Annotated in this window: 25 protein-coding genes and 2 pseudogenes; 24 read left to right on the top strand and 3 right to left on the bottom strand. The window is 33.4% G+C overall.

Features of this window, described 5'->3' with window-relative positions; translation table 11 throughout:
* Positions 1–245: 245 nt before the first annotated feature.
* The 20 genes and pseudogenes from EAG08_RS11705 to EAG08_RS11620 all read left to right on the top strand — a co-directional run bounded on the left by EAG08_RS11705 (position 246) and on the right by EAG08_RS11620 (position 15,782).
* Complete coding sequence (locus EAG08_RS11705) at positions 246–437, top strand: hypothetical protein (protein WP_164998562.1); 192 nt, start codon at positions 246–248, stop codon at positions 435–437.
* 277 nt (positions 438–714) lie between these two features.
* Complete coding sequence (locus EAG08_RS11700) at positions 715–1,452, top strand: tetratricopeptide repeat protein (RefSeq protein ID WP_164998561.1); 738 nt, start codon at positions 715–717, stop codon at positions 1,450–1,452.
* A gap of 77 nt (positions 1,453–1,529) precedes the next feature.
* Complete coding sequence (locus tag EAG08_RS11695; RefSeq protein WP_129535589.1) at positions 1,530–2,171, top strand: sensor histidine kinase; 642 nt, start codon at positions 1,530–1,532, stop codon at positions 2,169–2,171.
* Between the two features lie 4 nt (positions 2,172–2,175).
* Positions 2,176–2,841 carry a DNA-binding response regulator gene (locus EAG08_RS11690; RefSeq protein WP_129535588.1) on the top strand — a complete coding sequence of 222 codons (666 nt, stop codon included), beginning with the start codon at positions 2,176–2,178 and terminating at the stop codon, positions 2,839–2,841.
* A gap of 128 nt (positions 2,842–2,969) precedes the next feature.
* Positions 2,970–3,119: a hypothetical protein gene (locus EAG08_RS21360; protein WP_164998560.1), complete on the top strand. Its 150-nt coding sequence runs from the start codon at positions 2,970–2,972 to the stop codon at positions 3,117–3,119.
* Positions 3,120–3,123: 4 nt separating this feature from the next.
* Complete coding sequence (locus EAG08_RS11685; protein ID WP_129535587.1) at positions 3,124–3,456, top strand: YegP family protein; 333 nt, start codon at positions 3,124–3,126, stop codon at positions 3,454–3,456.
* Between the two features lie 11 nt (positions 3,457–3,467).
* Positions 3,468–4,537: pseudogene (locus tag EAG08_RS11680) on the top strand (type I restriction endonuclease).
* A gap of 12 nt (positions 4,538–4,549) precedes the next feature.
* A complete protein-coding gene (locus EAG08_RS11675) occupies positions 4,550–5,821 on the top strand; it encodes a hypothetical protein (protein WP_129535586.1) in 1,272 nt (423 codons plus the stop codon).
* A gap of 18 nt (positions 5,822–5,839) precedes the next feature.
* The gene (locus tag EAG08_RS11670; RefSeq protein ID WP_129535585.1) at positions 5,840–6,133 is read left to right on the top strand and encodes a hypothetical protein; all 294 of its coding nucleotides are present in this window, start codon (positions 5,840–5,842) and stop codon (positions 6,131–6,133) included.
* A 38-nt stretch (positions 6,134–6,171) separates the two neighbouring features.
* Positions 6,172–6,534: a DUF6804 family protein gene (locus tag EAG08_RS11665; protein WP_129535584.1), complete on the top strand. Its 363-nt coding sequence runs from the start codon at positions 6,172–6,174 to the stop codon at positions 6,532–6,534.
* Between the two features lie 4 nt (positions 6,535–6,538).
* Complete coding sequence (locus tag EAG08_RS11660) at positions 6,539–6,946, top strand: hypothetical protein (RefSeq protein WP_129535583.1); 408 nt, start codon at positions 6,539–6,541, stop codon at positions 6,944–6,946.
* Positions 6,947–6,951: 5 nt separating this feature from the next.
* The gene (locus tag EAG08_RS11655) at positions 6,952–8,295 is read left to right on the top strand and encodes a beta-carotene 15,15'-monooxygenase (protein ID WP_185145161.1); all 1,344 of its coding nucleotides are present in this window, start codon (positions 6,952–6,954) and stop codon (positions 8,293–8,295) included.
* 9 nt (positions 8,296–8,304) lie between these two features.
* Positions 8,305–9,189: a hypothetical protein gene (locus EAG08_RS11650; RefSeq protein WP_129535582.1), complete on the top strand. Its 885-nt coding sequence runs from the start codon at positions 8,305–8,307 to the stop codon at positions 9,187–9,189.
* 114 nt (positions 9,190–9,303) lie between these two features.
* The gene (locus tag EAG08_RS11645) at positions 9,304–10,011 is read left to right on the top strand and encodes a response regulator transcription factor (protein WP_129535581.1); all 708 of its coding nucleotides are present in this window, start codon (positions 9,304–9,306) and stop codon (positions 10,009–10,011) included.
* A 3-nt stretch (positions 10,012–10,014) separates the two neighbouring features.
* Positions 10,015–10,884 carry a histidine kinase dimerization/phospho-acceptor domain-containing protein gene (locus EAG08_RS22105; protein ID WP_228446535.1) on the top strand — a complete coding sequence of 290 codons (870 nt, stop codon included), beginning with the start codon at positions 10,015–10,017 and terminating at the stop codon, positions 10,882–10,884.
* An 86-nt stretch (positions 10,885–10,970) separates the two neighbouring features.
* Positions 10,971–11,423, top strand: coding sequence for a sensor histidine kinase (locus EAG08_RS22100; RefSeq protein WP_228446533.1), 453 nt, complete (start codon positions 10,971–10,973; stop codon positions 11,421–11,423).
* Positions 11,424–11,566: 143 nt separating this feature from the next.
* A complete protein-coding gene (locus EAG08_RS11635; protein WP_129535580.1) occupies positions 11,567–12,064 on the top strand; it encodes a hypothetical protein in 498 nt (165 codons plus the stop codon).
* Between the two features lie 29 nt (positions 12,065–12,093).
* Positions 12,094–12,942: a YoaK family protein gene (locus tag EAG08_RS11630; RefSeq protein WP_129535579.1), complete on the top strand. Its 849-nt coding sequence runs from the start codon at positions 12,094–12,096 to the stop codon at positions 12,940–12,942.
* Positions 12,943–13,266: 324 nt separating this feature from the next.
* Positions 13,267–15,044: pseudogene (mutL, locus tag EAG08_RS11625) on the top strand (DNA mismatch repair endonuclease MutL).
* A gap of 3 nt (positions 15,045–15,047) precedes the next feature.
* Complete coding sequence (locus tag EAG08_RS11620; protein ID WP_129535578.1) at positions 15,048–15,782, top strand: rhomboid family intramembrane serine protease; 735 nt, start codon at positions 15,048–15,050, stop codon at positions 15,780–15,782.
* An 85-nt stretch (positions 15,783–15,867) separates the two neighbouring features.
* On the opposite strand, the gene EAG08_RS22670 is transcribed toward EAG08_RS11620, so the two are convergent.
* The gene (locus tag EAG08_RS22670) at positions 15,868–15,996 is read right to left on the bottom strand and encodes a hypothetical protein (protein ID WP_262696731.1); all 129 of its coding nucleotides are present in this window, start codon (positions 15,994–15,996) and stop codon (positions 15,868–15,870) included.
* A 165-nt stretch (positions 15,997–16,161) separates the two neighbouring features.
* On the opposite strand from EAG08_RS22670, the gene EAG08_RS11615 reads away from it, so the two are divergent.
* The 4 genes from EAG08_RS11615 to EAG08_RS11600 all read left to right on the top strand — a co-directional run bounded on the left by EAG08_RS11615 (position 16,162) and on the right by EAG08_RS11600 (position 18,616).
* Positions 16,162–16,782 carry an endonuclease/exonuclease/phosphatase family protein gene (locus EAG08_RS11615; RefSeq protein WP_410493262.1) on the top strand — a complete coding sequence of 207 codons (621 nt, stop codon included), beginning with the start codon at positions 16,162–16,164 and terminating at the stop codon, positions 16,780–16,782.
* A gap of 74 nt (positions 16,783–16,856) precedes the next feature.
* Positions 16,857–17,840, top strand: coding sequence for an endonuclease/exonuclease/phosphatase family protein (locus tag EAG08_RS11610; RefSeq protein ID WP_129535576.1), 984 nt, complete (start codon positions 16,857–16,859; stop codon positions 17,838–17,840).
* Positions 17,841–17,844: 4 nt separating this feature from the next.
* Positions 17,845–18,186 carry a hypothetical protein gene (locus EAG08_RS11605; RefSeq protein ID WP_129535575.1) on the top strand — a complete coding sequence of 114 codons (342 nt, stop codon included), beginning with the start codon at positions 17,845–17,847 and terminating at the stop codon, positions 18,184–18,186.
* Positions 18,187–18,208: 22 nt separating this feature from the next.
* Positions 18,209–18,616: a hypothetical protein gene (locus EAG08_RS11600; RefSeq protein WP_129535574.1), complete on the top strand. Its 408-nt coding sequence runs from the start codon at positions 18,209–18,211 to the stop codon at positions 18,614–18,616.
* A 33-nt stretch (positions 18,617–18,649) separates the two neighbouring features.
* Here the strand turns inward: EAG08_RS11600 and EAG08_RS11595 are convergent, their stop codons facing one another.
* Together EAG08_RS11595 and EAG08_RS11590 are read right to left on the bottom strand one after the other, a co-directional pair.
* Positions 18,650–20,167 carry a GH3 auxin-responsive promoter family protein gene (locus EAG08_RS11595; protein ID WP_129537258.1) on the bottom strand — a complete coding sequence of 506 codons (1,518 nt, stop codon included), beginning with the start codon at positions 20,165–20,167 and terminating at the stop codon, positions 18,650–18,652.
* Positions 20,168–20,275: 108 nt separating this feature from the next.
* Positions 20,276–20,593, bottom strand: a complete 318-nt coding sequence (locus EAG08_RS11590) for a hypothetical protein (protein ID WP_129535573.1) — start codon at positions 20,591–20,593, stop codon at positions 20,276–20,278.
* Positions 20,594–20,823 lie beyond the last annotated feature (230 nt).

The following is a 20,823-nucleotide window of genomic DNA, read 5'->3' as shown; positions in this document are numbered from 1 at the left end:
GATAAACAAACAATTACAAAAAACAAATTTACAAAACTGATTTCAAAATCACCTGATAAAACGGAAGAAAACTCCGGGTTGGGAAGCAGATGTTTCTCTTCCGTTTTTGAAGGTTCACTTCCCAAAAAATTTAGAAGCGCTTCAATTTTTTTTAAACGTGTAACACTGTCTGCGATCTGTTTCGCAGCGAAGAACACGAATGCTTTAATAATAAATTTTTTGACAAAATGATTCAAATACTTTTAATGCTACTTGGCTTAGCATTCGGAAACAATAACGGAAATGCAACATGCAATAATAATAACGGAGGAACAGTGACAACACAGGATTCAGGAGGCGGAACAGGTTTTGATCCGGGAACGGGAACTGGTGATGATGGTAGAACGGGTGGACCAGTAACTGGGAATACGGGGCAAACTCCACCTCCTAGACCTTAACATTTATTGAAGGACAGATTTTTATCTGTCCTTTTTTGTTAATTTGCATAAAAACTAATTTATGAGACCAAATTATATATTTATAATATTATTAATCTTCTATTCTTGCAATAAAGTAAAAACAAGAGATGAGGTATATCCAAAAACACTTTACGAAAAAGCAAAAAAATTTGCAAATGAAAATACTTCAGATTCTGCATTTTATTACTTTAATCTTGCCAAAAATGATTATCTCGAGATTTACGATTCAATTGGATCAGGGAAATCATTAGTGAATATGGCAATTATTCAATCTAATAACGGAGATTTTTACGGAAGTATAGAAACTTCATTAGAAGCTAATAAATTATTACGGGATGAGAGTGACAGTATTGTAAAAAGTACTTTGGCTGCCAGTTACAATAATATGGCAATTTCATCATCATTTTTAAAAAATTATGAAGAGTCTGTTTCTTTTTACAAGAAAGCTTTACAATTTTCCAATGACGATAAAAATAGATATATATATAATAATAATATTGGTGATGCACTTATACTTTTAGGCAAATACAAAGAAGCTAAAAAGCATTTGGAATTGGCTTCTTTAACAAAAGACAGTTTAATTTATGCAAAGGCACTTAATAATCTTGCTAGAGCTAAGTTTCTTGAAAATCAAAATTATAATCCATTATTGGAATTAAATAAAGCTTTACAAATCAGACAAAATAAAGAAAATTTAGAAGGACAAAATTCAAGTTTTTCGACATTAGCAGATTATTATTTTGATAAAAAGCCTGAAAAATCTTTATTTTATGCATATAAACTTCTGGAAACCGCAGAGAAAATAAAAATTCCCGAAGATCAAGTAAACGCTTTACAAAGAATTATTGTTCTTGATCGACCAAATTATTTAAAGAGCTTTCAAAGATTAACAGCAATAAATGATAGCACACAAACCGCCAGAAATAAAGCCAAAAATCAATTTGCCGTAATAAGATATGATGTTGAAAAAAAGATGTTGAGAATAAAAATTTAAAACTTAGAGATGTTGAAAACAAAATTAATATAATTTATCTGTGTTTTGGATTAGGAATTTTAACTCTGACCTTGATCTTGGGATACTTTTGGAACGAAAAAAGAAAAAAACATATAAGACTGGAGAAAGAAAAAGAAAAAGAACTCGAAGTAAAAAACACAGAACTCAGATATTCCAAAAAAGTACACGATAAAGTAGCCAATAAGGTTTATCATGTAATGTCGGAAGTGGAAAATACTGAGAATATGAATAAAGAAGTTTTGCTTTATAAACTTGATGGAATTTATCAGATTTCGCGCGATATATCCTATGAAAAAAATGATGTTGCTCTTGAGCATAATTTCTCACAGCATTTATCTCAAATGCTAAAATCTTACTCCTCAGAAACAATTAAAGTTCCGATTATAGGCAATGAAGAATCTTTATGGGAAGACATTCCAGACAATTCTAAAGTTGAAATTTTCTATATTTTACAGGAACTCATGACCAATATGAAAAAACACAGCAAAGCCGATAAAGTTCTTCTTGATTTTTCACGGGAAAATGGACTGATCAACATTTCATATTCTGATAATGGCGTAGGAATTTCAACACATTCTCCTAAAAATGGTTTGCAAAATACGGAATCCCGTATAAATTCTATTGGTGGAACAATTAATTTTGACACGAAGACAGAAAATGGTTTAAAAATAAACCTTTCATTTCCAGCAAAAAATTAATAATATGTTTAAAAAAGCACTAATAGCCGAAGATTTCGAAAGTTACAACTCATCCGTTCAGAAAGCTCTTGAAGAATTAAAAATTGAGATCATAGACAATGTTCATTATTGTGATGATGCATTCATGAAGATCAAAAAAAGCATCCGTGAGAGAAACCCTTATGATCTGCTTATTACCGATCTTTCGTTTGTCAAAGACCACCGAAAGCAGAATATCAACGGTGGTCGAGAACTCATAAATGCTATTAAAGTTGAACAACCTACCATAAAAATCATTGTTTTCTCAATAGAAGATCGTGCTGAAATTGTAGATGATCTTTTCAAGACCCATGAAATCAATGGTTTCGTATCAAAAGGACGTGAAGATCTTAAAGAATTGAAACGAGCAACAAAAGCCATTTATAATAATGAAAAATATATTTCAACTAATGTCAAAAATTCAATAAAAACCAAAAACTCTTATGATTTTACAAGATTTGAGATTATTCTGGTGAAGTTGCTTTCAGAAGGTATGAAGCAAAAACAAATTCCAGATTATTTAAAGGATAATAATATTAAGCCATCTAGTTTAAGCAGTGTGGAAAAAGCTCTCAATAATATGAAAGAATCTTTGGAAATCAGTAGTAACGAGCAATTCGTTGCTCTTTGTAAAGATTGGGGAATTATTTAGAATTTAAAAAATATTTATTAAAAACCTTTCATTTTTTGAAAGGTTTTTTCGTTTTATGGTTTCCCGTAAGGATTGCTTTTCAAAGGGTTATACTTTTGGAGTATAAAACAACTTAAAAAATATTTATTATGAATGTAAAACACACACCAACAGCAATCGTTCACAAAGGACAAAAAGGAGGGACAACAGGATGCGGAACCGATACAACAGTTCATTCTGATCATTGGACAAATACCTCTGATAAAATAACTTGCGATAAAAACGGCTGTAAAAACTAAAATCATGGGAAAATTTGTAATCACTCAAAGAGTAAACAAAGAATATCAATTCAACCTAAAAGCCAACAACGGAGAAATCATTTTAATGAGTGAAGGTTATGTACAGAAATCATCTTGCCAGAAAGGAATAGAATCTGTGAAAATCAATTCTCAAGACGACGCAAGATATGACAGACGAGTTGCTGTAAACGGTAAAGATTATTTTGTTTTGAAAGCTGGAAACGGAGAAATTATTGGTACGAGCCAATATTACAGTTCGAAATCTTCAATGGAAGTAGGGATTTCTTCAGTAAAAATAAATGCTCCAACAGCAGAAGTTATTGATGAAACTATTTAAAAATCAAAACTATGGATCTTAAAATTAAACTTGAGCAATTACACCAAAAGGTTGTTGGCTTAAAAGACCAGATCGGAACAGAAGAAGCTACAAAAAATGCTTTTGTAATGCCTTTTATTCAGATTTTGGGATATGATATTTTCAATCCGACTGAAGTAATTCCGGAACATATCTGTGACATCGGAACCAAAAAAGGAGAAAAGATAGATTATGTCATTCGAAAAAATGACGAACCTATTCTTATCATAGAATGCAAACACTGGAAAGAAAGTGCAGATGCCCACAATTCTCAGCTTCATCGGTATTTTCATGTTTCAAAATCAAGATTCGGGGTTCTTACCAACGGAATCATCTACAATTTCTATACTGATCTTGAGAAACCAAATATTATGGATGAAAAGCCTTTTTTCACCATCAATATTGAAGACATTAAAGACAGTTCGATAAAAATACTGGAGAGTTTCACCAAGAAAGATTACAATCTTGAAAGCATTTTAGACTCTGCGGAAGCTTTGAAATACATCAGAGCCATCAGAAAAGAATTTGAGAAAGAAATAGAAAATCCATCCGACGAAATTGTCAAGCTTTTAGTCGGGCGTTTTTTTGAAAAACCTTTAACTGCAAACCGAATGATTGCTTTTAAAGAATATACTAAAAAGGCATTAGCGACATCAATCAACGAATCCATAAGTTTCAGATTAAAATCTGCTCTAAGTATCAACGAGCAAATTGAAAAACAGGAAGAAAAAGTAATCAACTCTACATTAATTGATGATAATAATGATTCAAAAATTGTCACAACAGAAGAAGAACTCGAAGGATTTCAAATTGTAAAAGCCATCTGAGAGAAAAAATTCCTTCTGAACGAATTGCTTACAGAGACACATTGTCATATTTCGGGATTTTATTGGATGATAACAACAGAAAACCTCTTTGCAGACTGCATTTCAATACTGCAAACAAATATCTCGAAACGTTTCATAACGGAAAAGATGCCGGAGAAAAGATTTTGTTAAATAGTTTGGATGAGATTTATAATTTCAGAAATCAGCTTCATTTGACATTAGAAAATTATTCTTAAAAACTAATAGCCATGAAAACTTTTTTACTGATTCTTAAAATTCTACGTTGGTTTTTCGGAGTTTTATTTTTTCTTTTATCATTGGGTTTATTACTAGAACAAAGCTTTATCGCTTCTGTAATAACTTTAATACTTACCCTATTTCTAATTCCATTAACAGGTGATTTTATTATAAGTAAAATAATGAAAATCAACCTTGACGGAACCAGTAAAATATTACAAACAATAAACTATTCTGATCTCAATACTATTTTGCCAACCTATCAGCAAAATGTATTAAATTACAAAAAGCCATTAAGTGATAAGCTAAAAATAAAAGTCGGAAAAAAGATTTACTACAATACTTTGTGTACTGCAATTTCAGACTTTAATCTTACTCAGGATGAAATATTTAAACTAAATGAAATCAAAGTATATTTCCAATTATCTAATCAGCAAATATTTATTGAAAAAAATAGAATATCAGAAAAAACTGTGAAAAATTTAATTCAAAAATGCTATTCAGATCAGGTATTGACCGATTCCGAAAATCAACAAATAACAAGCGTATCTAACTTTCTTCAATTTCCACAAGACAAAACTGAAGCGATCAAAAACAAAATTGCTTTTTCATTGTTTAATAAAATTCTTGAAGAAAAAATATCTGATAAACGTCTTTCTCCTATGAAAGAAACGGAATTGAAGCAGACAACAAGAGACTTGAAAATTGATCACCAGAATATTAAAAATTTCATCTCTGAAAGAAAAATTAAAAGTCTACAACACGCTAAACTATTATGGAATTTAGATCATGGTATTTTTCCGCTTGTCTACAATCCTCCAATAATTTTAAGCAGAGATGAGCAATGCTATCTGAGTATTAATGCCAATCTCATTGAAAACAAGTTGGTTCATAAAGGCTATTCGAGTACAAACTCCAGCGTTTCTTTTAGAGTTGCGAAAGGAGTAAGTGCAAGAGTTGGCGGCGGAAGATCCCGTCCTATAAAAGAAAACGTGACACAGCTACATCCCGGAACTTTATTTTTAACAAATTCTAGAATTGTTTTCAATGCTGGAGGAAAAAGCTTTCAAATTCCCTTTTATAAATTGATTTCTCATGATATACGGGGAGGAAGTTTCGAATTTATTGTTCAAAACAAAAGCTACTTATTACGCTTAAATCATAATGAAGCAGAAATACTATCACTTGGATTATCCAGCTCTATCAGACAGCATAGAAATGCCAATGATCATGTAAAAGCACAAGCGATGAGAGAAAAATCTATGAATGAAATTTTTATATAAATAATTACCATTAAAACCATGAAAAAACTACTATTTACAAGCCTTTTAGGTTTAAGCTTACTATTGCCTGCAAACATTTTTGCATCAACAAACAACACAACTTCTACAACCGAAATGTCTTTTTCAAAAGGAAAGAAAAAAAGGAGTACAAAAAGCAAAAGATCCAAAACAAAAAGATCAAAATCAACAGCAAGTCGAGGTTGTACTTATAATGGGCACGAATTAATTGTTGGTTCGAGAGGAGGTTGCTATTACTATTCCGGAAACAGCAAAGAATATGTAGACAGATCATACTGTTCAGGATGTAACTAATTCACAATAAAAGTCCGGCAAATTTTAAAACTAATAATATGAAATACCTCATCATTATAGCTTCATTATGCTGTTTTATCGGCATTATCGATTTACCGATTGGCTACTACACTTTTCTTCGGATCATCGTTTCTTTCATGTCATTCGTGATTATTGTGAATGAATTTAAAACAAGAAGATTTTGGTTTATCACTTTTGTTTTGATCTTTGTTCTTTTCAACCCGATTTACCCGATTTACCTTTATTTAAAGTCAGTTTGGATCTTTATTGATTGCATTGTCGGACTTTTATTACTCTACTATTTCTACAGTTTAATTCCAAGGAAAAAAATAAAAGAACCGGAAACAATCGACATTCAGCACCAAGAAATCCCAAGAACAAGAGACCGAATAATCAAATAAAACTATGGAAACAATACAAATACCCGAAAATCTTAAAGCTCATTTTTTAAGATTATATCAAATGGCAATTTGCGACGACGATTTTAGTCCGCTCGAATTGAAAATGCTTTACAAATTAGCCGAAGAAAGAGGCATTTCGTCAAAAAATTTAGATGAAATTCTTCTGAATCCAATTAATTCAAAATCTCTGATTCCGGAAACAATCGAAGAAAAAGTAGAATATCTCTACGATCTCACGATAATGATTTGGGCAGACGGAATTGTCTCCGAAAATGAATATTCTGCCCTCAAAAAATACGTGGAAATGTTCGGTTTCTTAGAAGAAAACGTACAAGATATTGCCGATTACTTCATCGAAGCAGCAAAGAATGGAAAAACCAAAACTGATATTCTTAATGACCTAAAAAACTGATCACCATGAATGCCATGACCTCAAATATTAAAAATCTTTTCAGATTAAAAACTGTTCCGACTGATGAAAATCAAAATCAACTTCCGACAGCTGAATCTGTAGACAATGAATCAACAGAAGAAAGCCGAAAAAGAACGTATCACGAATCCGGTTACAGGGACGGAACAAGAAATAGCGGAAATCACACTGCCCTATCAATTTGCCTTGATGCCATTTATTCTAAATTTCAAAATGAAGAAAAACAACTCGTTGAAAAACAAAGTAAATTAAAAGAACCTTACCTCAACGAACAGAAAAATAAGGAAACCGAGATCAAAGGACTCACCGTTTCTTTAGATAACAAAGAAGATAAACTCAACAACATTGGAGAAGATATTAAAAATGTTCAGGATAAAATTGAAGGTTTGAAATTTGAAATCAATGATTTACCAAGAAATCCTGAAGCTTACAGTGTGAACGCCACAAAAGGTGCCTCTACGAAATTCTGGATTGGTTTGATTCTCTTAATTCCGATCAGTTTATACCTGTTTACTTTCTACATTTCAACTTCTTATTCTGCTTTTTTCAAAAGTTTCGATGCGAACGGAAATATTATTCAAAGTGTTCTCGATGCACAGGCATTCAACAAAGCTTGGGCTGAAGGTCCGCTGGAAGGTGCTTTTGTGACTTTGATTCCGTTTGTTTTCTTAGGTTTGGGATATTTGATCCACATGTTTGGCGAAAATAAAAGCTTTGGCAATTACGCTAAAATCGCATTATTATTCATTATCACATTTGTTTTCGATGCAATTCTGGCTTACGAAATTGAATCTAAATTATATGAACTGAACAAAACTTTTGAGTCTCTTCCATTCGATCTCAAAATAGCATTTACGAAAAACCAGTTTTGGGGAATTATTTTCGCCGGGTTTATAGTGTATATCATTTGGGGGTTGGTTTTCGACTTTGTGATGAAAGAGCATAAAGAAAAAGACAAGATCAAAAACGAACAAATTAGAAGACAAAAAGATATTTTGGTTCATCAGGAAAGAATCGTTGATTTTGAGAAACAAAAAGAAGAAGTGAGAAACAGCATCGGAAGCATCAAAGAATTGATTGCCAAAGCAAAAGGCAGAATTGAAGAACTTCAGAATATTATCGACGGAGTGATTATTCCAACTAAAGATTACAAACTCTACGCATCAGAATATATGCAGGGCTGGATCACATTTATGAGTGAAAAATTAGCCGTTTCCCAATCAGTAAAACAGGAAATGATAGAAGAATGTAAGAAGCAATACAATTACAATCTCAACAAAGTAGGAGCAAATTCCGACAGTCAGAATTCTGTTTATATGTCAGTTTTATAAAATTTAATTATGAAAAAAATATTGTACTTCATCATAGCTTCTGCGCTTTTCATTCAATGCGGAAAGTCGGAGAAAAAAGTTTCAGAAAATACACCGCCAATAGATAATTCTGCAAAAAACCTGAACGTAAGCGTTTTAATTGATCTTTCAGACAGAATTGATCCTGAGAAAAATCCAAATCCGACGATGGAATATTTCCAGAGAGACACGGAATACATCAAAGCGATTGAAAAAGGATTTTTAGATCACATTAAAAGCAAGAAAGTCATTCAGCTCAACGATCAAATGCAGGTTTTCTTTAATCCTGAACCTTCAGATCCGAAAATGAACGAACTGACAAAAGAATTAAAAGTTTCTTTTGATAAAAATACGACGAAAGAAAATATTAATTTAGTTGAAAACAAATATTCAACTTTGCCATTACAGATTTATGAGTCAGCCATAAAAGACAAAAAATATGTTGGTTCAGATATTTGGGAATTTTTCAAGAATAACGCGAAAGATTACTGCATTAAAGATGATCACAGAAATGTACTTTTCATTTTAACTGACGGTTATATTTATCACAAAGATTCTAAATTTTCTGAAGGTCAAAAAACCTCTTATCTCACTCCAGAATTGGTAAAATCTTTAAAACTAAATTCTTCGGATTTCAAAAATAAAATTCAGGATAAAGGTTTAGGTTTTGTAAAAGCCAATGATGATTTAGATAATCTTGAAGTAATCGTTTTGGGAATTAATCCTGCAAAAGGAAATCCTTTCGAAGCCGATGTCATCAAAGAATATTGGGAAAATTGGTTTAAAGAAATGAAAATCAAAAATTATCAGATAAAATCTGCCGATTTGCCATCCAATTTAGAACCTATTATTTTAAAAGCAATTTCGGGTAAATAAAAACACTTTTCTACATATCATTTATTCCAAAGGCGAAGTTTTCTTCGTCTTTTTGTTTTTTAAGCTAAACCTCATTTGTATTCTTTTCCTTATTTTTGTGAAATTCGTTACTCTATGAAAAAAATTGTTCTAATCGAAGATGAAACCAGCGTAGTTTCTTTTATTAAAAAAGGGCTTCAGGAAAAAGGATATGAAGTTTCGGTGGCATTTGACGGATTAACCGGCGTAAGCCTGGTGCAGGAGAATGATTTCGAACTGGTCATTTTAGATATTATGCTTCCCGGAATGAATGGTCTCGATGTCTGCAAAGAAATCAGAAAAACCAACAAACACGTTCCTATTCTTTTCTTAACGGCATTGGGAAGTTCAGAAAATATTGTACTCGGACTAGAAAGTGGCGGTGATGATTATCTGGTAAAGCCTTTTAAGTTTATCGAATTAGTTGCCAGAATTAAGTCATTACTAAGAAGAAGCGTTCCCATTGCAACTCCCGAAGTAACAGAAGATGAAACTTTTAATGAATATCTTTTTCAGTTTTCAGATTTGACGGTGAACGATTATACCAAAAAAGTAGTGCGTGCCGGAGAAGAAATTTCTCTGACCTCTACCGAATATAAATTATTGATGTATTTCCTCAACAATCCCGAAAAAGTAATTTCAAGAGCTGAAATTCTGGATGCTGTCTGGGGCGTAAATTATGAGCTTGGAACCAATGTTGTAGATGTTTATGTCAATTATTTAAGGAAAAAAATAGATAACCAGGACGACAAAAAGCTCATCCACACAGTGATTGGTATGGGTTATGTTCTGAAAAAGCCATAGAAAATGCTTAACAAAGTCATTACAAATCAGACCAAAACGATGGTGCTTTTGATGGTTGTTTTTACAACCGTTATTTCCATTTTTGGGGGTTTGGTTTATTTTTCTATTGTTAATTTTTCGCATCAGCGTTTTTATGAATTGCTGAAAATCCGTACCACAACAATCGTACAGATTGAAAAAGGAAAAGAGCATCTTGATTTACCTGAAAATTATATCCTCAACGGTTTAAACGACGAAGAACTTCCTATGGAAAGGGATTATGTATTCGCCGTGCCTTCAGATTCAAATTTTAAACATATTTCTAAAGAAGTACACATTCCTGATACTTTTTTTAAAAACATCATCAGACGAGGCGAAGCAAATTATAACGATAAAGAATTTTACTACATCGGCCAGTCTTTTAGATTTCAAAATAAAGATTACATCGCTATTGCATCCGCAAAAAACCATTACGTTGTTCATTATTTAGGATTTTTGAAGAGAACATTGATTACCTGTATGATTCTCTCGATTTTCTTCAGCATGATTTTTTCTTTTTATTTATCTAAAACTTTATTTAAACCTATCCTTAAAATCACCGGAAAAGTAAAAGAAATCAGCTCAGAAAACCTGCATTTAAGATTAGAGCCACAGCCTGACAATAAAGAATTAAACGAATTGGTGGAAACATTCAATACGATGTTGACAAGAATTGAAACATCATTTGAAACACAGAATCACCTGATTGGAAATGTTTCTCATGAGCTGAGAACACCGTTGACTTCAATTATGGGAGAAGCTGATGTTGCACTTTCTATCAACAGAACCGCTGATGAATACAAAGAAACTTTAGAAATCATCCTGGACGAAGCAGAAAAACTCGATAAAAAATAAAAGCGCTTTTAATCATTGCTCAAACCGGTTTTGACGGAAAAATTCAGAAAATCGATAAAGTAAGGATCGATCAGCTGCTTTGGGACGTGATTGAGACCATCAGAAAAATAGATTCACGAAATAATATTTTTCTCGACATCAGCATGCTGCCCGACAATCCGAAAAAACTAAAAGTTCAGGGAAACGAGCAGCTTCTTCATCTTGCAGTTGCCAATATTGTGAATAACGGTTGTAAATATTCCAACTTCCAACAGGTAAAAGTTTCACTTGGAGCTACAGATACAGATGTTTATATCATTATCAAAGACACAGGAATCGGTATTCCGGAAACTGAAATGGATAAAATCTACGATCCTTTCTTCCGAGCCTCAAACACCAAAAATTATGAAGGGTACGGCATCGGACTTCCCCTTGCCCGAAACATTGTGAGAATGCATAACGGTGAATTGATTGTGAGTTCACACGAAAATCAGGGAACAACAGTACAAATGCGTTTTCCTACTATTTATGCGGCACAGCAGAAAGAAAAACAATCTTAGCTTCAAAACGAAGCATTTTTAAAATGAAATTCTAATCTCATTTTAATCTCTTTAATTACATTTTAATTTTGTTCTAAAGGTCTTCTAATCTTACAGATATAGTTTTGTATTATCAAAATCGGTAATCACTAAATCTAAAAGATATGATCAAGACCATTTTAATTGCAACAGACTATTCTCTAGAATCTTTAAATATATTAAAGAAAGTTTTAAAAGAGAAAAACGCTACGGAAGAAAACACACAATACAACATTTTGCTTGTATCGGGTTATGACATGGGAGATTCTATCAGAGATCTTTTATTCAATACCAAAGGAACGGTTTTCAACAAAATCAGATCAAAAGAATTCTGCGATGCATACAGCATTATCAAAAACAAATATCCTCACTTGGTAAATAGAATTGTTTGCGATGTCTTCACCGGAAGTTTCCAGAGAGCATTCAACAATTATCTGACGGCAGAAAATATCGAAGAAGCATATTATGCAGCTAATCTGAAAGATAAGAATACCAAAGGGAAATTTGACTTAGCTCCTTACATCAAAAAGGCGAAAGACATTCAGGTGAAAGAAATAACGCTTGGTGTTCCTGAATTTATGCCCGAAAGAGGAAGACTTGCAGAAGTTTTTGTTGAAGTTTAAATTAAATGTCACCATTTAAAATCTAAAAAATGTTAAGAAATTATAGTAACAGCAGGACATTGGGAGACAATATAAGACTGGGGACGCTGACTGCCTTTACGGCAGGAACTATAAATATTGCATCTCTACTTATATTTTTATCATTTACCTCAAACGTAACGGGACATTACGCCGTATTTGCCGCAGAAATCAGTAAAGGAAACTGGTCGCAGGTTGCCGTTGTTGGCGCATGGATTTTCCTTTTCTTTTTCGGAAGTTTCACAGCAAACTTTTTCGTCATCAATTTTAATAAGAAAAGTAAATATTTTGCCCATGCAATGCCGCTTATTCTGGAAATTCTATGTCTCGTGGGGGTAGGTTTTTACGGTCAGTTTTATTATCGAAAAACTCTGGAAGAAGCTGAATTTTTAGTAGCTTTAATGCTCTTTGCAACAGGTCTACAGAATGGTTTGACGGCAAGTATATCCAACTTTTTGGTTAAAACAACACACCTTACGGGTACTACAACAGATTTAGGAATTCTGGCATCCATGTTTACCCACAAAAAATACAGAAAAAACCCTGAATTGATTGCAAGAGCAAAGCTTTTATTGAGCATTATGTCTGCTTATGTTTTAGGGGCCATTTTCTCAGGGATGGTTTATTACTCATTAGAATTCAGTGTATTTTATATCATCAGTTTATGTTTACTGGTCGTGATTGGATATGATTTCTATAAAATTAATATCAGACACTTTAAAACCAATTACCGATATGCAAAAATTTACAACAAGCCGAATTTTATGGCATTTATGTATGACAAAATACACGGTAATGGTGAAGTGATGATAAGAGAAACCAGAAAGGAAAAATCTAAGCTTGTCTTAGAAGAGACTTAAATAATCAGTCAATTGACAGCACAAATCGTATATACTTTAGTTTTGTAGCCTCTGTTTGTTTTGCAAACGGGGGCTTTTTATTTGGCTTAAAATCCGGTTTTTTGGTAATGAAAACCTTTGTGGTCTTTGTTAAGTAGAACGCCTTTGCGAACCTTAAAAGCAGTTAGTATATAAAAATCTTTGCGAACTTTGCGTTAAAATTATTTTTTGCCTTTAAAAACGTGTAATCAGATTAATTTTAATCAGACTTAATTTTTAATTCATCCCTTATTTATTTTAAATCTTATTTCCTTTGACTATTTTTGTAAGTTCATTCATCATTTTATGTCAGATATTATTCAGCTTTTACCGGATCATGTAGCCAACCAAATTGCAGCAGGTGAAGTCGTGCAAAGACCTGCGTCGATTGTAAAAGAACTTTTGGAAAACGCCATTGATGCCGGAGCTTCAAAAATAGAACTGATCATAAGAGATGCCGGCAAAAACCTCATTCAGGTGGTTGATGACGGCAAAGGAATGTCTGAAACCGATGCAAGAATGGCATTTGAAAGACACGCCACTTCAAAATACGAGCAACAGACGATATTTTTAAAATTTCTACAAAAGGCTTTCGTGGTGAAGCTTTAGCTTCTATTGCAGCTGTTTCACAGGTAGAGTTAAGAACAAAACAACCGGAATCATCTCTAGGAACCAATATTTATATCGAAGGTGGAATTTTTCAGTTTCAGGAACCTGTACAGACTGCTGAAGGATCTAATTTTTTAGTTAAAAATCTCTTCTACAATGTTCCGGCAAGAAGGAAATTTCTCAAAAACAATAATATAGAATTCAGACACGTTATTGATGAATTTCAGCGTGTAGCCTTGGCTCATGAGAACTTAGAATTCTCTATGTTTCATGATGATGATCCTGTTTTCAGACTGAGAAAAGGCACACAGATGCAAAGGATTGTTGATGTTTTCGGGAGAAAATTACATCCACAGTTGATTCCTATTAAAGAGGATATTCTTTGGTGTAAACTTCACGGATTTGTCGCTAAACCTGAAGGAGCAAAAAAGACGCGTGGCGAACAGTTTCTTTTCGTGAACGGAAGATTTTTTAAAAGTCCGTATTTCAACAAAGCGGTTCAGGAAGCTTTTGAAGGACTTCTTTTACCTGGATATATCCCGACATTTTTCCTTTTTCTGGAATTAGACCCTGAGAAAATTGATGTGAATATTCATCCGCAGAAGACGGAAGTAAAATTTGAAGACGAGCATTTGATTTTTGCTTTGATTCGTTCTACGATTAAAAGATCGTTGGGAATTTATAATATTGCGCCGAGTCTAGATTTTGAAAAAGATCCGATACTGGACGAGATGATGCAGAAAAGTTTCCCGAGCAAAGCCAATAATTCGGGAAGTTATAAAATGCCGGAAATAACGGTAGATCGAGATTATAATCCATTTTTGGAAGAACGAGAGGTTACGAAAAACGAAATTCAGAATCTTACGGAAATGTATCATCAGAACATTTCTGCAGAACCTTCTAAGATCAATCTTTTCGAAGACGAAGATTTTGATGAAGATTTGATGAGACTTCCGAACGGATATTGGCTTTTTAATAAGGGTGACAGAACACTGATGCTTGATTTGGGTAGAATGCACCGATTGCTGGTTGCCGAAAACAATAAAAATGTAAAAAAAGGCAACGTAAGTCACGCCTTACTGTTCTCTTTGGAGTATCACATGAACGAAATTGAGAAAAATAAATACAAATCAATCAAAAAATTTCTGCCAGAGCTCGGGTTTGACATGAAAATTGCACATGAGAACGTGCTCAGAATCGATACCGTTCCTGAAGGACTAAAAGAAACTCAGGTGATGAAGTTTCTCGAGAATCTTTTTGATATTTTGGAATACAAAACCGAGGACGAGTTTATGCAGTTTTATCACAATCAATGGGCAAAAATGCAGTCGAAATCAAGATTTGATTTTATTTATAAAGCAGATGCTGAGCAAGTGATCAAAGACTTCACCGCATTAGGTTTCCCTGAATTTTTACCTACCGGAAAAAGATGCTTCTATGAAGTTCCGTTTAATGATTTGAAAAATAAATTTTAGAAGATGTTTAATAATATACCGCCAATTACGAGAAATCTGGTTATTATAAATGTTGTTGTATTCATAGCATCATTTTTATTACCTCAGCTCAATACTATGCTTGCTGCTTATTATCCATTCTCTCCTAATTTCAAATCATGGCAGATTATAACGCACATGTTTATGCATGGTGGTATAATGCATATTTTATTTAATATGTTCACACTTTTTAGTTTCGGACCTATATTAGAACAGTCTTTAGGAGACAAAAAATACTTAATCCTCTACTTTTTAAGTGGTTTGGGAGCTTTTTTCCTTTTTAATTTGTGGAATTTTGTGGAAGTGCAGAAAATTATAAGTGACATGGAAGCTTTAGGACTAAACCCCGCAGAAATTTTCGCTAAAGCAAACGTTAACTATGTTGGAGATTTAAAAATTAGCGCAACAACTGTAGAAGGGCAGGAATTATCCCAAAATTTATATATAGCACTTAGAACTCCAATGGTCGGCGCATCAGGAGCTATTTTTGGCGTTATTGCAGCATTCGCAACATTATATCCTGAAGCAAAAATTGGTATTATGTTTATTCCAATACCCGTAAAAGTAAAATACGTATTGCCAATTGTTGTGATAGGATCAATTTATTTAGGTGTCACAGGAAATGGAGGTGGTATTGCCCATCTTGCTCACGTTGGAGGTGCCATTGTAGGATTTATTCTTGCAAGAATCTGGAGGAAACATTTATACCGATTTAATTAAATTTACTTGTGAAAATTCTGCGTCTGACTTTATTAATACTTCACTTAGCCACATTATTTATGTTGCTGGGTGTTTTGCTGAACGCCTACATTCCGCCGAAAGTTTTTCCTTGGTTTAATCTGCTGTCTTTAGGATTTCCGGTTTTGATGATTGGATATGTTTTGCTTACCTTTTTCTGGATTTTTTCCTGGAAAAAAAGAGCGTTTGTTTTCATGTTTTTGGGATTATTTTATTAAATCCTGTCAAAAGATGGGTTAATTATTCAACTGAGAGTAAGGAGATTGCTAACCTAAAGATTATTTCTTTTAATATAAAAGGTGGAAAATTAGAAATTGAAAACATTCAGGAATATATCAACCAACAAAATGCAGATATCGTTTTGCTACAGGAAGATGGAGGTCGCGAATATCAATTTAAAGATCTTAAAAAAGATCATACAGCTCCTATTGTTTCTACCTATTCAAAATACAAAACTATAGCTCACAAAGAATTGTTTGCAGGGATGTATAATGAAGAATTTAATGCCTATTCTGAATATTCTGATATTGAAATAAAGGGGAAAACATACCGAATTATCAACACCTATCTTCAGCCTTTCAAGTTTGAGAAAAGCATGGTCAAGCTCAATGGCAATAGTGAAGAGGATGAACAGAAAGTAAAAGACATCGTTAAGCGATTAATTCCTACTTTCAAAATGCATCAAGAGCAGGTAGATATCATTCGCAAAAGCATTAACGAGTCTCCATACCCCGTTATTTTAGCCGGAGATCTAAACTCAGTTCCTAATTCTTATGAATATTACCATTTAGGAAAAGGCTTAAAAGATGCTTTTTTTGAAGTGGGAAAAGGAAGTGGAACAAGCTTTCATGACTATAAATTTCCTATCAGAATCGATTTTATTTTCACTTCATCTTCTGTGAAACCTGTTACTTATCAAGTTGACCGCTCAGTAAAACTTTCTGATCATTTTCCGGTAGTTGCTACGTTTAAAATTGATTGATTATAAGCCTATTTCGTTATTTATCATAATGTTGGCAGTATTTTTGTTGCGGAAAACACATATCAGAGTTTTCAATGAAGTGTGCACATGTATTTTTAGTTTTTCATATTTTATTAATTATATTATTACTGAGCACTTTTGCCAACGCCTGGGTCGCTCCGAACTATTTCAGCAAACTCAATTTACTCTCTTTAGCCTTTCCTTATCTGATTATTCTTCATCTTTTATTCACTATTATCTGGTTTTTTAAAGAAAAGAAAATTGCAATGGTTTTTTTGCTTTCGACTTTTATTTTTTATAATCCAATGCGAAGATGGGTCAACTTTACACCACAACAGACCGCTCAGTCTCATCAGAAAGACATTAAAGTTTTAACCTTTAATGTAAAATACGGAAGCTCAGGCTGGCCAACTGTTAAAAAATATATTACGGATCAAAATGCCGATATCATTCTCGTTCAGGAAAAAGATACTAGCACTGCATTAAGGAAAGATCTGGTGAAATACCCTTCGGTAATCCTGAAAACTAAGCATAAAATTTTGCGTCAAGGCGATTTAATCAATGATGACTCAAAAGGAAATTCATTTTATGCAGATATCGATATTGACGGAAAAATTATCCGAGTAATTAATGTTTATCTGGAACCTTTTAGGCTCAATAAAAACATGCTCGGTATGCAGGATAAAAACTGCGGAAAAGACGAAAAAAACAAAATGGCAGCACTATTTTCAAGATTGATTCCTACGTTCAAAACACATGAGGAGCAGGTGAAAAAAATCAGAAAAGCGGTTGATCGATCACCTTATCCTGTAATTTTGGCAGGAGATTTCAATTCAGTTCCCAATTCCTGGGAGTATTATAATCTCGGAAGAAATCTTGATGATGCTTTTGTAGAAGCAGGAAACGGAAGTTCTACAAGTTTTCATGATTATAAATTTCCTCTGAGAATTGATTATATTTTCACCTCAAAAAGCATTACAGCATTAAATTACAAAGTCGATTATTCCGTAAAATTATCAGATCATTATCCGGTAATTGCTGAATTTCTATTAAATTAGTTCCATGAAAAAAGTATTGGCTGTGGGATGCATCATTTCCATATTTATAATTGCTTGTTCGAAACGTGAAGCGGCAAATACAAATGAAATTCAGGCAGTACAGCCTCATTATGACACGACGGCTATTGACTCTTTTTCGGCAGGAGCAACCACAGTAGATATTGTACGCCAGATAAGAATGTCTTCTCAAAAATATCAGGACTCACTGAAAGAAGCAATAAAGCTAGAACAAGAAGAAAAACGAATTACTGCAGAACTTGAAAAGGAAAACAAGAAAAAACTGGAAGAAGAAAAGAAGTTGAAGGCTAAAGAAAATACGGCCATTTCTACACCAAAAACAGATTAATAACATAATTTAAATATACACAATGAAAAAACAAATCTTAGCAGCAATCGCTGTATCAGCGTTTATCGTAAGCTGCACACAATCTACATCAAAAACTGAAAAAGTAGAAAATCCGGATGGATCTGTCACCACTACCACGACAACTGAAAGCAGCACAGGCTTGGTAGATAGCGCAAAAATAGACAAAACCAAATCTGACATCAAAAACACGGTTGATAAAACAGGTGACAAAATTGATCAGACTGCACAGAAAGCAAAAGAAGATCTCAATGCAGCAGGGAAAGATATTAAAAACGAAGCCAACAAAGTAGGAAAAGACATCAAATCCGGCGCTCAGGAAGTTGGTAAAGACGTTAAAAACACCGCAGCACAAGGCGCCCAAAAAGTAGAAGATGCTGCAAAAAAACTGAAGGAAGATCTTAAAAAATAAGAAACAAAAACCGCAGAGATTTCTGCGGTTTTTTTATGCTTTATTCATTTCCAGTAAAGGATCAATATATTCTCTGTCGTTGCTCAGACGTGGCACTTTATTTTGTCCGCCAAGCTTTCCTTTAGATTCCAGCCAGCAATAGAACAAATTGGGTCTAGCAATGTGAATGACAGGTTTTTTCAAAGTAATATTGTTATATCTTTTGGCTTCGTAATCAGAGTTGATGGCTTTTAGATGCTGATCAAAAACATCAGTAAATTCTTCTAAACTATGCGGTTTTTCACTGAACTCAAAAATCCATTCATGGGCACCACCTTCGTTTTCTTTCATAAAAATCGGAGCTCCTGTAAAATCTGTCACAGCCGACTTTGTCGCTTCGCAGGCTTTCGTTAAAGCAGATTCTACATTGGTAATCATCAGTTCTTCACCAAACGCATTAATGTAATGTTTAGTTCGTCCTGTTATTTTTATTCTGAAAGGACTGACTGATGTAAAAATCACTGTATCCCCAATTAAATATCTCCATAGCCCTCCATTGGTAGTAATCACCATCGCATAATTTTTACCGATTTCTACATCTTCCAAACTCACCACTTTCGGGTTTGAACAATGAAACTGATCCATCGGGATAAACTCGTAGAAAATACCATAATCCAGCATCAGAAGCATTTCGTCGCTATTCGGCCTGTCCTGAATTCCAAAGAACCCTTCCGAAGCGTTGTAAATTTCGTAGTAGTTGATATTTTTTCCTATGATTTGTTTAAACTGATCTTTGTATGGTTTAAAACTGATTCCACCGTGAAAAAACACTTCCAGATTTGGCCACAGCTCTGAAATATTTTTAACGTCTGTTTCTTTCAAAACTCTCTGCAAAAGCACCATCATCCAACTGGGAACTCCTAAAATACTTCCCACATCCTCATTTTTAACTTCAGAAGTAATGGCTTTCAGTTTACTTTCCCACTCTCCCATCAAAGAAACTTTCTTGCTCGGAGTCGTGGTAATTTCAACCCAAAAAGGAAGATTGTCAATTAAGATTGCCGAAAGATCTCCAAATTTGGTATTAAAATCAGCGTATAATTCTGAGCTTCCACCCAGACGTAAATTTTTATTGGTGAAAAGCTGATTTTCCGGATGGTTATTGGCATAAATGGAAACCATGTCCTTTCCGGCTTTCATGTGGCAGTATTCGAGGCTTTCTGCCGAAATAGGGATAAATTTACTCTTGGCGTTCGTCGTCCCGGACGATTTCGCAAAATGTTTAATGTAACCAGGCCAGCTTACGTCTTTATGACCTTGCCTTGCTCTTTCGATATATGGCTCAAAATCTTCGTAGGTAACAACAGGAACTTTATTTTTAAAATCCTGATAGCTCGAGATAGTATTAAAACCATATCGCTTGCCATACTCGGTATCTTCTGCATGAAACAACTGAGAAAACAGAATTCCGTTCTGCGTTTCGATAGGATGATCCATAAAATTCTGTATCTGATCTATCCTTTGGCGGATAAACCAATTGACTACAGTATTGAAAAGTGCTTTCGTTGCCATTTCAACAAATATAATCATATTTGAATTTCCAAAGAATGATTTAAATAAAAAACCGTCACAAAATTTGTAACGGTCAGTTTTGATTGAAAACTTCCAATAATTACTTGGTTAATTACTACCTTGTCTCACTTCTGTTGAAATTTCCCCATTATTATGAATTTTATAATAAATGAAACTATTAAAACTGTGCTGTAAGTAAATCGGATAACCGTTTTCATCATTTATTAAAAGTCCTGCTAATTGGTTTTTACCCCAATCTTCTTCTCCAAAAAACACCGATACATTCCAAGAGTTTATTCTTTCTCCATCCAAATAAAAATCCTCATTTTCACGGATAATCATTTTTTCTTTAGTATCATAACTGAAATTTGTTTTTTCTAAAACCTCTTTGGCAATTTCCTCAATTTGTTCTTTTGTGTGTTTCATTTTTACTCTTCAATAGTAAACTTTACATTAGTACTACTAACAATTGTTTTTCCATCACTTGATAAAGAATATCTAATTTTAGATTGACCGAACGAATGAACCAATAAAAGAGGTAATTTTTTATCATCATCAATATATAGGAAAACGGGTATGTTTTTAAGCCTTCCTTTTTATGGTAGCTTATCAGTGTTTCTCTTTTTTTTCAGCCTCTTTTTATAAAATTATTCTTC

Source organism: Chryseobacterium sp. 3008163 (genome assembly GCF_003669035.1).
Lineage (GTDB): Bacteria > Bacteroidota > Bacteroidia > Flavobacteriales > Weeksellaceae > Chryseobacterium.
Note: the sequence above shows the minus strand (reverse complement) of the source record. Positions and strands in the feature narration are given on the sequence as shown.

What these genes read in the sequence shown, in the direction of transcription:
- EAG08_RS11705 (WP_164998562.1), top strand. Translation starts at nt 246, where the DNA reads ATGCTACTTGGCTTAGCATTCGGAAACAATAACGGAAATGCAACATGC.
- EAG08_RS11700 (WP_164998561.1), top strand. Translation starts at nt 715, where the DNA reads ATGGCAATTATTCAATCTAATAACGGAGATTTTTACGGAAGTATAGAA.
- EAG08_RS11690 (WP_129535588.1), top strand. Translation starts at nt 2,176, where the DNA reads ATGTTTAAAAAAGCACTAATAGCCGAAGATTTCGAAAGTTACAACTCA.
- EAG08_RS21360 (WP_164998560.1), top strand. Translation starts at nt 2,970, where the DNA reads ATGAATGTAAAACACACACCAACAGCAATCGTTCACAAAGGACAAAAA.
- EAG08_RS11685 (WP_129535587.1), top strand. Translation starts at nt 3,124, where the DNA reads ATGGGAAAATTTGTAATCACTCAAAGAGTAAACAAAGAATATCAATTC.
- EAG08_RS11675 (WP_129535586.1), top strand. Translation starts at nt 4,550, where the DNA reads ATGAAAACTTTTTTACTGATTCTTAAAATTCTACGTTGGTTTTTCGGA.
- EAG08_RS11670 (WP_129535585.1), top strand. Translation starts at nt 5,840, where the DNA reads ATGAAAAAACTACTATTTACAAGCCTTTTAGGTTTAAGCTTACTATTG.
- EAG08_RS11665 (WP_129535584.1), top strand. Translation starts at nt 6,172, where the DNA reads ATGAAATACCTCATCATTATAGCTTCATTATGCTGTTTTATCGGCATT.
- EAG08_RS11660 (WP_129535583.1), top strand. Translation starts at nt 6,539, where the DNA reads ATGGAAACAATACAAATACCCGAAAATCTTAAAGCTCATTTTTTAAGA.
- EAG08_RS11655 (WP_185145161.1), top strand. Translation starts at nt 6,952, where the DNA reads ATGAATGCCATGACCTCAAATATTAAAAATCTTTTCAGATTAAAAACT.
- EAG08_RS11650 (WP_129535582.1), top strand. Translation starts at nt 8,305, where the DNA reads ATGAAAAAAATATTGTACTTCATCATAGCTTCTGCGCTTTTCATTCAA.
- EAG08_RS11645 (WP_129535581.1), top strand. Translation starts at nt 9,304, where the DNA reads ATGAAAAAAATTGTTCTAATCGAAGATGAAACCAGCGTAGTTTCTTTT.
- EAG08_RS22105 (WP_228446535.1), top strand. Translation starts at nt 10,015, where the DNA reads ATGCTTAACAAAGTCATTACAAATCAGACCAAAACGATGGTGCTTTTG.
- EAG08_RS11635 (WP_129535580.1), top strand. Translation starts at nt 11,567, where the DNA reads ATGATCAAGACCATTTTAATTGCAACAGACTATTCTCTAGAATCTTTA.
- EAG08_RS11630 (WP_129535579.1), top strand. Translation starts at nt 12,094, where the DNA reads ATGTTAAGAAATTATAGTAACAGCAGGACATTGGGAGACAATATAAGA.
- EAG08_RS11620 (WP_129535578.1), top strand. Translation starts at nt 15,048, where the DNA reads ATGTTTAATAATATACCGCCAATTACGAGAAATCTGGTTATTATAAAT.
- EAG08_RS22670 (WP_262696731.1), bottom strand. Translation starts at nt 15,996, where the DNA reads ATGAAAACAAACGCTCTTTTTTTCCAGGAAAAAATCCAGAAAAAGGTA.
- EAG08_RS11610 (WP_129535576.1), top strand. Translation starts at nt 16,857, where the DNA reads ATGAAGTGTGCACATGTATTTTTAGTTTTTCATATTTTATTAATTATA.
- EAG08_RS11605 (WP_129535575.1), top strand. Translation starts at nt 17,845, where the DNA reads ATGAAAAAAGTATTGGCTGTGGGATGCATCATTTCCATATTTATAATT.
- EAG08_RS11600 (WP_129535574.1), top strand. Translation starts at nt 18,209, where the DNA reads ATGAAAAAACAAATCTTAGCAGCAATCGCTGTATCAGCGTTTATCGTA.
- EAG08_RS11595 (WP_129537258.1), bottom strand. Translation starts at nt 20,167, where the DNA reads ATGGCAACGAAAGCACTTTTCAATACTGTAGTCAATTGGTTTATCCGC.
- EAG08_RS11590 (WP_129535573.1), bottom strand. Translation starts at nt 20,593, where the DNA reads ATGAAACACACAAAAGAACAAATTGAGGAAATTGCCAAAGAGGTTTTA.